At 32.2% G+C, this 16,473-nt stretch carries 15 protein-coding genes; 7 read left to right on the top strand and 8 right to left on the bottom strand.

Annotated elements, in window-relative coordinates:
• Window positions 1–39: 39 nt before the first annotated feature.
• Window positions 40–507 (top strand): thioesterase family protein, encoded by a 468-nt coding sequence (locus tag ACIJYH_RS01500; RefSeq protein WP_435163462.1) that lies wholly within the window; start codon window positions 40–42, stop codon window positions 505–507.
• On the opposite strand, the gene ACIJYH_RS01495 is transcribed toward ACIJYH_RS01500, so the two are convergent.
• From ACIJYH_RS01495 to ACIJYH_RS01465, 7 genes are all read right to left on the bottom strand, one after another.
• Window positions 508–2,730, bottom strand: coding sequence for a 3-hydroxyacyl-CoA dehydrogenase NAD-binding domain-containing protein (locus ACIJYH_RS01495; protein ID WP_435163461.1), 2,223 nt, complete (start codon window positions 2,728–2,730; stop codon window positions 508–510).
• Window positions 2,731–2,783: 53 nt separating this feature from the next.
• The gene (locus tag ACIJYH_RS01490; RefSeq protein WP_435163459.1) at window positions 2,784–3,638 is read right to left on the bottom strand and encodes an ABC transporter permease; all 855 of its coding nucleotides are present in this window, start codon (window positions 3,636–3,638) and stop codon (window positions 2,784–2,786) included.
• 2 nt (window positions 3,639–3,640) lie between these two features.
• Entirely contained in the window at window positions 3,641–4,888 is a 1,248-nt protein-coding gene (locus ACIJYH_RS01485; protein ID WP_435163457.1) for an ABC transporter permease, read from the bottom strand.
• Between the two features lie 72 nt (window positions 4,889–4,960).
• On the bottom strand, window positions 4,961–6,082 hold the full coding sequence (locus tag ACIJYH_RS01480) for an extracellular solute-binding protein (protein WP_435086533.1): 1,122 nt from the start codon (window positions 6,080–6,082) through the stop codon (window positions 4,961–4,963).
• Window positions 6,083–6,208: 126 nt separating this feature from the next.
• Complete coding sequence (locus tag ACIJYH_RS01475; protein WP_435163455.1) at window positions 6,209–7,294, bottom strand: ABC transporter ATP-binding protein; 1,086 nt, start codon at window positions 7,292–7,294, stop codon at window positions 6,209–6,211.
• A gap of 39 nt (window positions 7,295–7,333) precedes the next feature.
• Complete coding sequence (locus ACIJYH_RS01470) at window positions 7,334–8,500, bottom strand: M24 family metallopeptidase (RefSeq protein ID WP_435163453.1); 1,167 nt, start codon at window positions 8,498–8,500, stop codon at window positions 7,334–7,336.
• A gap of 4 nt (window positions 8,501–8,504) precedes the next feature.
• A complete protein-coding gene (locus ACIJYH_RS01465; RefSeq protein ID WP_435163451.1) occupies window positions 8,505–9,248 on the bottom strand; it encodes a maleate cis-trans isomerase family protein in 744 nt (247 codons plus the stop codon).
• 145 nt (window positions 9,249–9,393) lie between these two features.
• Here ACIJYH_RS01465 and ACIJYH_RS01460 point away from each other — a divergent pair, with 145 nt between their 5' ends.
• The 6 genes from ACIJYH_RS01460 to ACIJYH_RS01435 all read left to right on the top strand — a co-directional run bounded on the left by ACIJYH_RS01460 (window position 9,394) and on the right by ACIJYH_RS01435 (window position 15,542).
• Window positions 9,394–10,560 carry an LLM class flavin-dependent oxidoreductase gene (locus tag ACIJYH_RS01460; RefSeq protein WP_435163449.1) on the top strand — a complete coding sequence of 389 codons (1,167 nt, stop codon included), beginning with the start codon at window positions 9,394–9,396 and terminating at the stop codon, window positions 10,558–10,560.
• Complete coding sequence (locus ACIJYH_RS01455) at window positions 10,560–11,147, top strand: amino acid synthesis family protein (RefSeq protein WP_435088679.1); 588 nt, start codon at window positions 10,560–10,562, stop codon at window positions 11,145–11,147. Before ACIJYH_RS01460 ends, ACIJYH_RS01455 begins: the two co-directional genes overlap by 1 nt.
• 1 nt (window position 11,148) lies before the next feature.
• Window positions 11,149–11,931 carry an alpha/beta fold hydrolase gene (locus tag ACIJYH_RS01450; RefSeq protein ID WP_435163447.1) on the top strand — a complete coding sequence of 261 codons (783 nt, stop codon included), beginning with the start codon at window positions 11,149–11,151 and terminating at the stop codon, window positions 11,929–11,931.
• Complete coding sequence (locus tag ACIJYH_RS01445) at window positions 11,932–13,413, top strand: aldehyde dehydrogenase (RefSeq protein ID WP_435163445.1); 1,482 nt, start codon at window positions 11,932–11,934, stop codon at window positions 13,411–13,413.
• A complete protein-coding gene (locus ACIJYH_RS01440) occupies window positions 13,391–14,275 on the top strand; it encodes a DMT family transporter (protein WP_435163443.1) in 885 nt (294 codons plus the stop codon). The genes ACIJYH_RS01445 and ACIJYH_RS01440 overlap by 23 nt, the downstream gene beginning before the upstream one ends.
• Window positions 14,276–14,351: 76 nt before the next feature.
• The gene (locus ACIJYH_RS01435; protein WP_435163441.1) at window positions 14,352–15,542 is read left to right on the top strand and encodes an ABC transporter substrate-binding protein; all 1,191 of its coding nucleotides are present in this window, start codon (window positions 14,352–14,354) and stop codon (window positions 15,540–15,542) included.
• A gap of 56 nt (window positions 15,543–15,598) precedes the next feature.
• On the opposite strand, the gene ACIJYH_RS01430 is transcribed toward ACIJYH_RS01435, so the two are convergent.
• Window positions 15,599–16,360, bottom strand: a complete 762-nt coding sequence (locus ACIJYH_RS01430) for a sulfite exporter TauE/SafE family protein (protein WP_435163439.1) — start codon at window positions 16,358–16,360, stop codon at window positions 15,599–15,601.
• Window positions 16,361–16,473 lie beyond the last annotated feature (113 nt).

Genomic DNA, 16,473 nt, shown 5'->3' with positions numbered 1-16,473 from the left:
GTTATTAATTTAATAATAAATTTATGATATATTTTTAAGATGTCAGTTCATATATCAGACCAAATAATTAAGAAAGAGTGGATAGATTACAATAACCACATGAACATGGCATACTATGTTTTGGTTTTTGATGATATTTGGGAAATTATTTTAAAAAGATTTAAAATGGGGGAAAGCTCAGCTAAATCAACTAACATGAGCACCATGGTTGTTGAAACTCACACAACATACAATAGTGAAGTTAAATTAGGAGATGAAGTTGAAATTAATCTAACTTTTTTTGATCATGATAAAAAAAGATTACACTTTAAAATGGAAATGATTGAAAAATCTTCAAAAAAATTATCTGCTACACTTGAAATGTTATCTTTATATATCGATCTTAAGAAACGGAAAGTTGCTGAGTTTGAGCAAGAAAAAATAGATATTATGGATAAATTTATAGCAACCAATAAAGATCAATTTGAAAGTAATAATTTAGTGATTGCTGATAAATTAAAAAAATAATTAATTTACCAAAGGTTTACCAGTTGCAAGCGTGTGTTTAATTCTATCTTGAGTTTCCTTAGTCTCAATTAGCCTCATAAAAGCATCTAATTCCAATTTATATAAGTCATCCTCAGTTAAAGTTTTATCAATTGTTGTATCTCCACCACTTAATACATGGGCTAGTTCTTGTGCTACTTTTAAACCATGATCTAGAATTACTTTGTCATTATATAATTTATCTAAAATCTTATTCATTTCAGGAAGAACGGTTTTTCCTGGAAGATTAAATTTTGTCTCTAATGGAGCTTTGAAGTCTTTATTATTATTTAAAATTTCTTTTGAAACCTCAAGCAAACTATTTCTATTCATAATTTTTTTGTCTTCAGGTTTTAAGTATTTCATTGGCTCGGCCTCAACTGGTGAAGTTGCAGTTTTACCATAGCCAATAATATCAAATACTTTAAGAGGTGCATAATTAGGATCATTTTTAGCCTCATTTGTATCTAGCCATCTTGCCAACATTTCTTTACATCCTCCTCCTGCTGGGATTAATCCAACAATAGTTTCAACTAAACCAACAACAATGTTTGTGTGAGAAGCTACAAAATTACTTTGAACCATTACCTCAAACCCTCCACCAAGTGTCAAACCTGAGGGTGCTGAAATTACTGGATGTTTAGAATATTTTAAATGCTTACATGTTTCTTGAAAATATTTAATAAATTTTTCAATAGATTTGAAATCACCTTTATCTGCAAAATCCATTGTATATGTTAAATTTACTCCAGCAGAAAATTGCATACTTTCATTAATGATAATTAGAGGTTTGTCGGTTGCTTTTTTAAGTGCATCCATTGAGTCATAATCAAGTGCATTAGCTTTGGTTGTAAATTCAACAATATTATAATCATTGAAACGATAAACTTGAGCTGAATTATTCCCATCAATACTCACAGCTTTCTTTTTAACTTTTCCTAATGTTTCAATTTCAGTATATTTTTGTCTAGAACCATAAAAATCTTGGTTTTTAGTTTTAGATAAATTTTCTAAAAACTCATTTCCTTCAAGCTTATCAATTTTATTAAAAAAATCCTCAACACCAATTTCTTCTAACATTTCAAATGGGCCTTTAGTCCAGTTAAAGCCTAGTCTCATTGCTTCATCAATGTCATTAAAATCTTTAGTAATTCCAGGAACTAATGAAGATGAATATTTTATAATTTGTAAGATAACTGACCAGGCATACTTACCAAATTTATCCTCTCTTGAGATTAAAGATTTTAAATCAACTTTATCAGAACCAATATTAATTTTTTGACTTGTAGAATACTCACCAGTTTCAAGGTTAATTGCTTCCATAACCTTCGTTGCACTAGTTTTATTCATTCGGTAAAAACCACCCTTACCTTTTCGACCAGTATAACCTGTTTCTATTAGTTTTTTAACAAGAGGGATTTCTTTAGCAACTTCCTGAAAAGGATCGTTTGCTGGCAATTCTTTTATAAAACTTTTTAGAACATCAGCCATTAAATCAATACCAATTAAGTCATAAAGACCAAAAACCCCTGTCTTTGGAATTCCCATCGGTCTTCCAAATATTGCATCCGCTTCCTCAATACTTAATTTCATTTTAAAAGCTTCGGTCATTGCAACTTGCATTGCGAAAACACCTATTCGATTTCCTAAAAATCCTGGAGTATCATTACAAACGATTGCTCCTTTTCCAAGCTCCACCTCACAAAACTTCTTTAATGAGTTTATTTTAGCTAAATCATTATTTTCATTTTTAACTATTTCTAATAATCCCATATACCTCACAGGATTAAAAAAGTGAGTAATACAAAAATCTTTTTTTTGTTCTGGTGTTAATTTTTCAGATAAAACTTTAATAGGAATAGAAGATGTATTTGATGAAACAATTGCTCCCTCTTTTCTATTTTTGAAAATTTTTTCGTAAATATTATGCTTGATATCAATTCTCTCAACTACCGCTTCAACGACCCAATCAGCTTCTTTAACTACATCAAAATTATCATTAATATTACCTACTTTAATATTTTCAATTTGTGATTTATCTAACAGTAACGGTGGTTTTGATTTGAATATTCTATCTCTCGCTTTTTCCGATATTTCTGTTGTAAGATCCAACAATGTAACTGGCACATTTGCATTGCATAAGTGTGCTGCAATTCCACTTCCCATAGTTCCTGATCCAATTACTACAACTTTTTTAATATCCATAATTTAATTTTGAAAAGAAATTTATATTGAAAAAATATAATTAAGTAAATTAATTATCTATTAATTCCTCTTAGTCTTTCAGATCTTCTTCTTAAAAGCTCTGCACTAACCAAGATTAAAGTAGACATAATAATCAAACATGTTGCAACAGCCATAATAGTTGGACTTAATTGCTCTCTTAATCCTACCCACATTTGAATTGGAATAGTAGTGTTCTCTAATCCAGCTAAGAATAGCACAACTACAACTTCATCAAATGAAGTCACAAAAGCAAACAAGGCTCCTGATATTACGCCTGGCATTATTAATGGTAATGTAATTTTCATGAATGTGTTTACTGGATTACTTCCTAAACTTGCTGCAGCACGTGTTACACTATGATCAAAACCAGTTAATGTTGCGGTAACCGTGATTACTACAAATGGAGTTCCCAAGATTATATGTGATAATACAATTCCTGTGTGAGTTGCGGCTAAGCCAACTTTTGCCATAAAGAAAAATATTGCTGTACCTGAAATAATTAAAGGAACAATCATGGGTGAAATTAGTAAAGCCATGAATGCAGCTTTATATGGCATGTATCTACTGCTTAAACCTAATGCAGCAACAGTTCCAAGGATGGTTGATCCTATTGTTGCAAAGAAAGCTATGATTAAACTATTTTTAGTAGCAAGTCCCCATGGGTTCTTAGTTCCATAAATCATATCTTCATACCATCTTAAAGAAAACCCTTCAGGATCTAATGCTAACATTTTTGCAGAAAAGTGAATGTATTGCTCGGCATTAAATGACAATGGCAATATTACAAACAAAGGTGCTATCAAAAAGAAAAAAACTAGACCACAAAAGAACAGGTATGTGTAATGCCAAATTCTATAATTTAAAGGTGTGTGATTTGGTAATGCCATAATTATCCTAATTTAATATTATCTATTCCTACAAGTTTATTATAAATCCAATAAATAGTTAGTACTCCAACTAACAACATAGTTCCAAGAGCAGATGCAAACGCCCAGTCTAAAGAGCTCTTCATATGATAAGCAATTGTATTACTAATTAATGATCCACTTGCTCCACCCACTAATGCAGGGGTGATGTAATATCCTATCGCTAAAATAAATACCAATAAACATCCAGCACCAATTCCAGGAATGGTTAATGGAAAATAAATCTTAACAAAAGATACAAGAGGAGTTCCACCTAATGATTTTCCAGCTCTCATCAAACTAGGAGATATAGTCTTCATCACACTATAAAGAGGTAAAACCATGAAAGGTAATAATATTTGTGTCATCGCAACAAATGTCCCAACTACATTATACATCAGCTCTGGCCTATTATCGTCGGCAGCTAAACCGATCCAAACAATTAAATCATTTATGGGTCCCTGTTGCTGAAGCAAAACCATCCAACTTGAAGTTCTAACTAACAATGAGGTCCAAAAAGGAAGTAAGACACAAATCATAAGCAAATTACTATATTTCATAGGTAGTGTTGCTAATAAATGTGAGATTGGGTAAGCAAGAATAAAGCAGAATATGGTAACCCAAAAAGCTACATTTAACGTTCTTAGCCATAACGTTTTGTGTATTCTTCTATCTTCTGGAACTTGAATTATATTTCTATCTTGATCAAATTTTCTATCTATTCCTTTTAAATATTTAGCATAAGACCATTTAGGAGCTGTATTTTTCAAAGCTACCAAATATTCACTTTGACCCCACCTTTTATGAACTTTGATAAATTGCTCTTTATAATTACCTTCTTCAAATTTATTAATTTTTCTAACTGTCTTTTTAATTAAGCTACTAAAGCCACCTTTTTCATAATTTAATCTAGCTATAATTTTACCGTAGGTTTTAGTTTTCTTTAAATAAGATAAATCTTCATAAAGACCTTTGTAAACTGGTTCTTCTGGCAAATCTTGGCCATCCCATTTTTCCATCGCAGCAAATGTCTTAGGAAGCATTTTAGTGATCATTCGATCATCAACACTTCTAAAAAGCATATCTCCAATTGGAAATATATAAATAATTAAAATAAATAAAAACAATGGAGCAACGAGCGCAACAGCTTTGAGTTTATTTTTTCGTTCAGCTTTTTTTAAGCTAACCTCTAAAGGTAATCCGTCAGATGATAATATTTGTTCTTTGTTCATAATAAAAAAGGGCAGTTATAAATAACTGCCCTTTCAATATAGTATAAAATACTAATCTATAAAACTAAATTATTATAGACCAGCTTTCATAGCTTCCCATTTTTCACCAATTTCGTCTTGGTTATCTGCCCAAAACTCAGGGTTCATAAGGATGTATCTTTTTGTGTTAGCAGGTGCTGTTGGCATATGTGGTACCATGTTAGTCTTACCATCTTTAAACCAAGGCTCTCCAGCTTCCATAACTGCGATTGAAGATTTTCTCCAAGGCGCATATGCAATGTACTTAGCACTTCCAGCTAAACCTTCTGAGCTAGTCATTTCTCTAAGTACTTTTAGAGCTGAACCGTCAGCGTAACCTGGACCGTCTTTAACTAATGCAAAGTATTCATAGTCAAGAATTTGTCCATCCCATACTTGTACAAGTGGAGTTCCTTCCATTTGCGCATTAAAGAATCTACCATTCCAACCAGTGGCCATTACTACTTCACCATTAGCAAGTAGTTCTGGTGGTTGAGCTCCAGCATTCCAGAATACACATCCGCCATTTGGATCTTCACATAAAGCTTTTAGTTTGTTCATAGCTCTATCAATTCCACCATCAGCATCAAGTTTTCTGTAAGTTAAGTCAGAACCTTTACCAGGGTTAACACCGTCTGCAGTGATAGCAATTTCTAAGTTAGACATTGCACCTTTGTAAAGAGCTCTCTTACCAGGGAACTTTTTAGTATTAAAAAAGTCTTTCAATGTGCTTGGTTTTTTATCACCAATTGTTGCGTCATTGTAAGCATAGTTCCAAGAGTACAGAATGTTTCCAACTGCACATTTTGAAGGCATACTAGTAAAGAAGTCTTGACTTGCAGGTGTTCCATCTGGAGCAGGTGCGAAGTCTTTATCAAAATCGAATTCATGGAAAATACCTTCGTCACATCCAACGATAGTATCTTTTGCGTATACATCGATAATGTCCCAAGTTATTTTTCCAGCTTCTTTTTGAGCTTTAATTTCTGATAATCCACCAGTGTAGTCTACCCAGTTTACAGGTATTCCAAGTTTCGCTGCTGTAGGATCACCGTAACCCAATTTTTGTGACTCTGTGTAAGCTCCACCCCAAGACACTACAGTAACTGCAAATGCTGAAGTTGTTACAGAAAGTACAAAAGAAAGAGCAAGTAATAATTTACTTATTTTTTTCATGTATTCTCCTATTTAACGTTAAACGTTTTTATTTTATAAAGTGATACTAAAACAATATAGAATAGCTTAGTCAACAGCTGATTATGGCTATTTTGTCTTATATTTATTGGGAATAATTTATACTGATTACTTTGGATCTAAAGCTCTGCAATCGACACTGTTCCAACCGATATTTATTTCTTTACCTTCTTTAATATCCATTCTGTTTGAACTATTTGGAACTTTTAGAATAAATTGATTATTACCTAATAGATCTACTCTTAATCTTGTGTGGTCACCGTGATATATTACTTCTTCAATTTTACCTTTGTGATTGTTATCCATTTTAGTTTCTGGATCAATCAATGCTCTTTCAGGTCTCAAAGATACTGTGGTTTTTTCACCTTTTGCTTTTGCAACAATAGGATTTGCTAAAATTTCTTTACCTGAAGTCAATTTAACTTTGCATTTATCACCTGAAACATCAGATACCTCTCCTGCAAAAGTATTGTTTTCTCCAATGAACTCTGCAACAAAAGAATTAACAGGTCTTTCATATAATTCATCTGGACTTGAAAGTTGCTGAACTTTACCGTCATTAAAAACCGCAATTCTATTAGACATAGTCAAAGCTTCGGTTTGATCGTGTGTAACGTATACAACTGTTACACCAATGCTCTCATGAATATGTTTAATTTCATATTGCATACTCTCTCTTAAATTTTTATCTAAAGCGCCAAGTGGTTCATCCATTAAAACTAGCTGTGGATCAAACACTAGTGATCTTGCAACAGCAACCCTTTGTTGTTGACCACCTGATAATTGCATGGGCATTCTAGATTCAAAACCTTGAAGAGATACCATTGATAATGCTTTATCAACTTTTTTGTCAGCTTCATCTTTTGGAATTTTTCTTACTCTTAATGGGAATGCTAAATTTTCATAAACAGTCATATGTGGAAACAATGCATAGTTTTGAAATACCATTCCAATTCCTCTCTTGTGTGGAGGAATATCTGAGATAACTTTGTTATCTAAGTAAATTTGTCCATTCGTTGGAGTTTCAAATCCAGCCAACATCATCAAACAAGTTGTTTTTCCAGAACCAGAGGGTCCAAGCATTGTCACAAATTCACCTTCTGCAATATCTAGATCTAAACCTTTTACGACTAGTTGCTTACCGTCGTAACTTTTATCTACATTCTCGAATCTTACAAAGTGATCATTACCCATACGACTTTAAAACATTTGTTAGATTGATAATCAAGTAATTTATTTAATATGTAACTCTTTACTCATATTACAAAACAATTCACTGCCATTTTCTGTTACTCTAATAGCTTCAGATGCTTCAACGCCCCAATCACCGAATTGCATAACTGCTATCATATGAAAACAAACATTTGGCTCTAAAACAGTCATGTCCCCTTTATATATATTAAGAGTGTGCTCTCCCCAGTCTGGTGGATAACCAATTCCAATTGAGTACCCAGTTCTTGATTTTTTATCAATCCCATATTTATCTAATATTTTCCAGAACGCTTGCGCTACATCATTTGCAGTATTTCCAGGTTTTACAGCACTAATTCCAGTTTCTAACGCCTCAATAGTTTTTTTCATTGTATCAATTTTTAACTGATCAGGTTTTCCAAGTAATACTGTTCTAGCCATTGGCGCATGATATCTTTTATAAACACCTGACAATTCAATAATAGTCGCCTCACCCTCTACAAATTTATCTTGAGTAGCAGTTAAATGTGATGCTGAGGTACCCTTACCAGTTGGAAGTAAAGTTGCGATACTTGAATACTCTCCCCCAAATTCCTTTGTTCCATAAAATAATGATTTTTGAATTTCACCTACGGCATCGCATTGTCTAACGCCAGGGTTTATCACTTCCATTGCAGTCTTCATTCCTTTTTGAGAAATTAAAGCAGCTGATTTCATAAAACCAATTTCAGCATCAGATTTTACTAATCTTGCCCAGTTAACTAGTCTATCACTATCTACAATTTTAGCATTTGGTAGACCTTGTTTAATTTTTTCATGACAGAATGCCGTATAATAATGAGCATCCATTTCGACACCCACAGAAAGTTTACCCCACTTTCTCTCTTTGATTACTTGAACTAAATAATCATAAGGATGTTTTGGCCACGTATGAATATAATTTTCTTCATAAACAATAATATTTTCATCTTTTAAATATGTTTTAATATATGCTCCACCAGAGTCTTGTGCTCTGACAAAACATAATGGTTCTTCAGCATCAACATGGACTATTGCACATTGAGCATAATAAAAAGACCACGCATCATAACCTGTTAAATAATTTAGATTATTAGTATCATGTGAGATTAATAGTTCGATACCTTTTTTTTGCATCATTTTTTGAACTTTTGTTAATCTTTGTTTGTATTCTTCTTTTGTAAAATCCATATTTCTAATCTTTAAATAATTGTCCGAAACCGTCAATATTTTTATTATAATTAATCTCTTTTAATGTATCCCAGATCAATGTTTGGTTGCTTGAAAGAACAATCTTACCTAATTTTTTTTCTAACTTATGTATTAGTGATAAAACAGGAAGAGCAGTGCAAGAAACAAATAAAGCATCACTTTCAGATAGATCAATTTTAGATAATACTTCAAATAGATAATCTTGATCTACTTTTCCAATATCAAGATCAGATGCAATATCAAAGAAAGATAACGAAACAACGTCAATATTTTCTTTTTTAAAATATTCTGCAACAGACTGGTTAATTTCATTGGTATAAGGTGTGAACACAGAAATTTTGTTAACGTTAAATTTTTTTAAAGCTTTAATAGCTGATGTGATTGGAGTTGTGACTTTGGTATTGGGTTTTGCAAGATTTACTTTTTCGTAAATTGAAGAATATCCAGCAGCTATTGTTCCCGATGTACAGCCATAAGCAACACAATCTAATTTTTGATCTGGTAATATTTCTTTTGTGACATCAGTGATATCATCAGCCATCTTTTTTAATGTTTCGTTAGTCAATGGATTGTAACAATGAATTCGATTAGAAAATAAATCGATTTCCTTTCCATAAATTACATTGTTGAAATCTTTTTCAATTCTAAAATCACTTGCAAGGGTAATTAAACCAATTCTAGGATTAGGTTTTTTAAGGTATTTTGGGTCAATTTTATCAAGTTTCATACGTCAAAGAGATTAAATATATATTGCTAAAATTGTCTAGTTAAATTAGGGTTTCATTAATAGCGATACATAACTCGTCGTAAGACTTCAAAGCTGTACGAAAGTGGGATCGATCGTCTTAAATTTAATTATTTAGGAGGTTTGAATGAAATTTGGATATTTTTGTAATACGACTAATTGGAGTCATAAACCATACAATCAATTATTAGACGAGGTAAAAGAGATCACCACTTATTGTGATAAAAATAATTGGAACTCAATTTGGTATACAGAACATCATTTTAATCATGAAGGAATGGAGTCTTGTACAAATCCCCTAATGATGGGCGTTGATGCGGCGGCAAGAACAAAACAAATTAGAATTGGACAAGCTTGTAATGTAATTACATTTCACAACCCTATCCGATTAGCAGAAGATATTGCTTTACTTGATCAATTATCAAATGGAAGAGTTGATGTTGGAATTGGTCGAGGAATTTATGGGAGGGAAGCTATTAACATGAACAAAGAGGCTGATCTTAAAGATCAAGCAAAAAACTTTAGATTGTTTGAAGAAAGTTTAACCATAATGAAAAAAGCTTGGACTGAAAAGTTTTTTAGTCATCAAGGTGAGTTTTATACCTACCCTTCTCCAAATTTTACATGGCAACATGACATGAGCCCGCCCAGTGAGGAATTTTTAGATACAAAAACAAATGAAATTAAAAAAATAAGTATTGTTCCAAAACCTAAACAAAGTCCTCATCCGCCAATATGGCAAGTTGTCGATGGTGCTAGATCAATTGAATGGGCAGCACAAAATGGATTAAATACCATTATGTGGATCCCAACAGTTAAAGCATTAAAGAAGAGATTTGAAATTTATCAGGAAGCAAAATCTAAAGCTGAGAATAGAGATGTTCCTTTAGGTGAAGGTATATCATTAGTTAGGGATATGTTTGTTGCTGAAACAATGGAAGAAGCAGAAAAAATGGCTGGTGAACATATTGTTAATTATATGAAATGGGTATGTCATTGGAGAGGTTTAGGAAATCATATGGATCCAGGTGAAGAATTACCAGAGACTAAACACAAACTGGATTTATTAAATTATAATTTTCTTCACAAAAGAAATTTATTATTTGGAACTCCTGAATATGTTGTTAATAAAATTAATGAACTTAAATCAGAGTTAAATCTTCAAAATTTACAAGTATGGTCTAATTTTCCTGGTATAGATCATGAGGCTTGTATGAGAAGTATAAAACTGTTTAATGATGAAGTGATACCAAAAATTAATTTTAATAATGATGATGTGGAGAAAGCTAGTTAATGAAACTTGAATTAAGAAAATTTACAAAGTTTGTAGATAAAACTTTTATCGAAGGTGGCAAGGAAGCAAAAGAACCTGTGTTGTTAGTATCGGTTGCAGCTGTTTTTAAAAACCCATGGGCTGATCAAGGTTTTGTTGAGGATTTAAAACCAATCATTTTAGATCTTGCTCCAAAGTTAGGAGACATTCTAGTTCCAGAATTGATAAAAGAAATTGGCTCACCTGATAAAATTTTAGCCTACGGTAAAGCTGGAACTGTTGGTCTTAATGGAGAAATTGAGCATGCATCAGCATTTATTCATACTTTAAGATTTGGAAATAAATTTAGGGATGCAGTTGGTGGAACTTCTTACCTAAGTTTTACAAACACAAGAGGACCTGCGGGATCTAAAATGTCAATTCCAATGATGCATAAAACAGACTCTGGTTTAAGACCTTATTATTTAACACACGAATTCACCATTCATGACGCGCCGTTTGATGATGAGATTGTAATTGCTATAGGTGGTGCTTCATCAGGTAGAGCCCACGCAAGAACTGGAGACCGTTATCAAGATATGAAGGAAATGGGACTAGATCCTAAATAAAATGTCTCAAGGTTTTGACCTGAAGGGTAGCTATTACTCTTATAGAAACAAAGAAACAATTCCATCAGTATTTGTTCATGGCGTTGGTCTTGATCATCAAATGTGGAAACCTCAAATAAATTCATTAAATGAGTTTTCAACGTTAACTTATGATTTATTGGGACATGGAAAATCTGAATTAATAGATAATGAGGTATCTTTAGATGACTTTTCTAATCAACTTAAGTCACTATTAGATTTTTTAAATATTAAAGAAATTAACCTTATTGGTTTTTCTTTAGGATCATTAATAGCTATAGATTTTACAACAAAATTTAAAGAATACTTAAATACATTAACTTTAATGGGGACAACTTATCAAAGAACTGATGAGGAAAGATCAAGAGTTTTGGATAGATTTGAACAAGCTAAATTAAATAAACCCATATCAAGACAAGCATTAAAAAGATGGTTTAGTGAAAAGTATTTAGATGAAAATCCTGAGATTTATAATGAATTCATGAATATTTTAAAAAAGGAACCTAAGGATCATAATAATTTTTTAAAAGCTTATAAATTATTTGCAAACCATAGAGATGATATTGAGTTAATTAAAAAAATTGAAACCAAAACGCTCATTATGACAGGATCAGATGACCCAGGGTCAACCGTTGCAATGTCTGAATCTTTGTCGAAAGACCTTGTAAACTCTAAATTTGTTGAAGTAAAAAATGGAAAACATCTTTGTAGTATCGAGTGTGCAGATGATGTAAATATAAATCTTAAGAATTTTATTTATAATTAAATGTCTGAAATAAAAAATTTTAAAATGTATATTAATGGTGAATGGGTTGAATCTTCATCAGGTAAAAAGATTGAGACTTTAAATCCAGAAACCAATAAGGTGTGGGCTACTGTACCAGAGGCTAGTGAGGTTGATGTTGATAAAGCAGTCAAAGCTGCCCAAGATGCTTTTAATAGTTCTTGGTCCAACCTTCATCCAAAAGAAAGAGCAAAATTTTTAAGAAACATTGCTGATCAATTAAGAACTAATGCTGAGCATTTAGGTAAAATAGAAACAATAGATACTGGAAAATTATTTAAAGAAATAAAAACTCAAGCAAGCTATATTGCTGAATACTATGATTATTATGCAGGATTAGCTGATAAAGTTGAAGGAACAGTTGTACCTATTGATAAGCCTAATATGCAAGTTACAACAACACGGATTCCTATTGGTGTGATAGCTGCAATAATTCCCTGGAATTCACAAATGCTATTAACTGCTGTGAAGCTAGCACCAGCACTTGCGATGGGAAATACTGTTGTAATCAAAGCCTCAGAATTAGCTCCTGTCACACTTTTAGAATTTGCAAAGTTAATTGAAAGCGCAGGCTTACCCAAAGGTGTGGTTAATGTAATTACTGGATTAGGGGAACCATGTGGTAAAGCTTTAACTACTCATGATCTTGTTGAGAAGATTGCTTTTACTGGAGGTCCTGAAACAGCTCGTCATATTGTAAAAAATTCTGCAGAAAATTTATCTCAAGTAAGTTTAGAATTAGGTGGAAAGAGTCCGGTAGTTTTATTTAATGATGCCGATCAAGAAAATGCTTTAAATGGAATTACTGCAGGTATTTTTGCGGCAAGTGGTCAAAGCTGTATTGCTGGATCAAGATTGTATATTCAGTCTAAAATTTATGACGAATTTTTAGATAAACTTGTTAAAAAAGCAGAAGGTATAAAATTAGGATCACCTATGGATCCAGATACCCAAATGGGGCCCTTAAATAGCTTTAAACAATTAGAAAATATTGAAAAAAATATCAAAGCTACAGTTGAACAAGGTGGAAAGGTTAGATGTGGAGGAAAAAGATCATCGATTTCAAATGAAGGTTATTATTTTCCTGCAACTATAATTGAATGTGAAAACCATAATTTACCTACAGCAGAAAATGAATTATTTGGTCCTGTATTATCAGTAATGAAATTTGAAAATGAAGAGGAAGCAATAAATCAAATGAATGATAACCAGTATGGCTTGTCTTCAGGAATTTATACTACCAATCTAGGCAGAGCTATGAGGGTATCAAAAGCTGTTAGAGCTGGGATAGTATTTGTAAATACATACAGATTGATATCACCATCAGCACCATTTGGAGGAATTAAAGATAGTGGATACGGCAAGGAAGCAGGAATAGAGTCTATTAAAGAATATACACGAATAAAAACTACTTGGTTTAATTCATCAGAAGAGCCTATGGATGACCCATTCACAATGGGATAATAGATTGCCTCTAAAACATTTGCTTATTTTAATATTTATTGCAATTGCTTATGGAAGTGCATTTCCAGTTACAAAATTAGCATTAAACAATTCAGTGCCCCCTATCCTTATGGCGTCACTTAGAATGGGAATTGTACTTATAATATTAGTTCCATATTGGCGATTTAAAATACCAGAAAGAAAATATCTCACATCGTTAATTGCTTTTTCAATTTCTATGGGGGTAATGGTTTATGTGTTTATGACTTTGTCACTTTATTATTCATCAATTATTTCACCTGTAATTGTTGGTTCACAATTAGCTATACCTTTTGGGATATTGTTAAGTGCAGTAATGCTAGGTGAAAATATTAGTTCAAAAAAGTGGATTTTAATTTTTTGTGCTTTTTTTGGGATATTAATAATATTCTTTGACCCTGCGTTAGTTGACAATTTTCTGGGTTTGTTTTATGCAGGCTTAATGGCATTGTTTTTTGGTCTGGCCCAAGTTTATTCTAGGCGATTAAAGAATTTAGATGTCAGCTTAACCAATGCGTTTACTGGTCTGTTTGGTTTTGTTATATTAATGGTCTTATCTTATTTTATTGAAGGTCATATAATTTTAAATATTAAATCAATAAATATTAACACTTGGGTTTTCATACTTTATCAAGCTGTTGTTGTTTCTTTGGGTGCACACCTATTAATGTTTTATCTATATAAATTTTATACTGTTGGACAAATTTTTCCTTCATATTCATTATTCCCAATCTTTGGTATTGGGTTATCTTTCTTGATTTTTGGTGAAGTACCTACGCTTCTTTTTCTTATTGGAAGCATAATTGTCTTAACTTCTGTATTTTTACTTCATAAAACGAGATAATTTAATCATTGTAAAATAACAATAATCGTAATTTAATTACCTTTTTATAAATTGTTAACAATTAAAGAGGAAGATAATGAAAAAACTATTTATTGCTGCATTTATGCTTGTTTCAAGTTTAGGAACAAATGTAATGGCAGACGGACATGCGATTAAGATGGGGATTATTTTAGGATTTACGGGTCCTATTGAATCGCTAACGCCAGCTATGGCTGGATCTGCAGAACTTGCTTTTAAAGAAGCTTCTGACTCAGGTTCACTATTAGGTGGAAAAAAAATTGAAGTAGTAAGAGCAGACTCAACTTGTGTTGACTCAGCAGCAGCAACGGCAGCAGCTGAAGGTGTTATTTCACAAGGTGTAGCAGCAATTATGGGAGCTGACTGTTCAGGTGTAACAGGTGCGATTGCATCAAATGTTGCTGTACCAAATGGTGTAGTAATGATTTCACCTTCTGCAACTTCACCAGGATTAACAACTCTAGATGACAATGGGTTCTTTTTTAGAACAGCTCCTTCTGATGCTAGAGGTGGACAAATTTTAGCTGACGTAACTAATGATAGAAAAGTTAAAAGTGTAGCTATTACTTATACTAATAATGACTACGGAAAAGGTTTGGCAGATGTTTATAAAGCTGCTGCTGAAGCTCATGGTATTAAAGTTACAGCCGTTACTGCTCACGAAGATGGTAAGGCTGACTACTCATCTGAAGTTGCAACATTAGCTTCTGCTGGTGGTGATGCTATGGCTGTAATAGGTTACCTTGACCAAGGTGGAAAAGGTATGATTCAAGCTGCATTAGACTCAGGTGCTTTTGATACTTTTGTTTTATCAGATGGTATGATTGGACAATCACTTGTTGATGCATTTGGAAAAGGTTTAAATAAATCTTTTGGAACTATGCCTGGATCAACTGGAAAAGGTGCTGGAGTATTTGCTGAAGTAGCAAAAGCTGGTGGTATTGATTCTTCTGGTCCATACACAGGTGAGTCATACGACGCAGCTGCTTTAATAGTTTTAGCAATGCAAGCGGGTAACTCTGCTGACAGAGCATCAATTGCAAAAAATGTAATGGGTGTTGCTAACGCTCCTGGAACAAAAATTTATCCAGGTGAGCTTAAAAAAGGACTAGATTTATTAGCAAAAGGTAAAAAGATAAATTACGAAGGTGCAACTGGAGTAACTTTTACTAATGTTGGTGAAGCTGAAGGTTCTTTCTTAGAGCAAGAAATTAAAGGTGGAAAATTCAAAACTAAAAAACAAAGATAATTAATATCTTAGTTTAAAAGCCCTCAGCAATGAAAATTGCTGGGGGTTTTTTTTATCTAAAAATTATACAATATTCTTAAAATACCAATCATTGAGATGGTTATCAAAAAATAAAAGACTACTTTTCTGTAAGTTTCTTCTCTACTTTTAACAAAAAATTTATTACCAATAAAAACACCTAACGGTAAAATAATTATAAGTGGAATAGATCTATACAAAGTAGTCATATCAACAATTCCTCCAAAATAACTTAGAGAAAATGCATAAGTATCAGTTATGAAAAATAATGCTGCTAAAGAACCCCTTATAAAGATTGGTTGCATACTTGTGATAAGTAAAAATAAAGCTACCGGCAAACCACCCAAAGTCGATAGCCCATTCAATGCACCAGAAATAGTACCAGTTAAAATTTTTATAAAATTATTATCAATTTTCTTATTTGTATAACCTTTCATTAAAATAATTGAAAAAAATATTATGATAATACAAATCAATAAGTGAGTAAAACTTGGGGAAAAAATTTTTAAAAAATAGAGTCCAATTGGTGAGCCAATAGCAATACCTATTAGAATTTGAAAGACAAATTTCCAATTAATCCTATTCCAAATGTAAGGAATCATAAAAATACTAATTGCCACTTCAAGTATCAGAATAATTGGAACAATTTCTATAGCCGGCAATATAAATGCCAGTCCTGAAACAGAAGTGGCCGAAAAGCCAAAGCCATTAAACCCTCTAATTGTAGATGCAACCAATATAGTCAAGCTTATTACAAAAAGATCAAATAGACTGAAGTTTAAATAATTTAATAAAATCATTTTGATTAGAGTTTTGTTAAAATGTTAGTCTTAACTTTAATAATTAAAACATATACTTGTCTGCCATGTACATGGCCCAAGCTATTGCAGCACCTAATATAATATATTTCATA

This window comes from Candidatus Pelagibacter bacterium nBUS_25 (assembly GCF_051200975.1).
Taxonomy (GTDB): Bacteria; Pseudomonadota; Alphaproteobacteria; order Pelagibacterales; family Pelagibacteraceae; genus Pelagibacter.
This window is presented reverse-complemented; position numbering and strand designations above follow the sequence as displayed.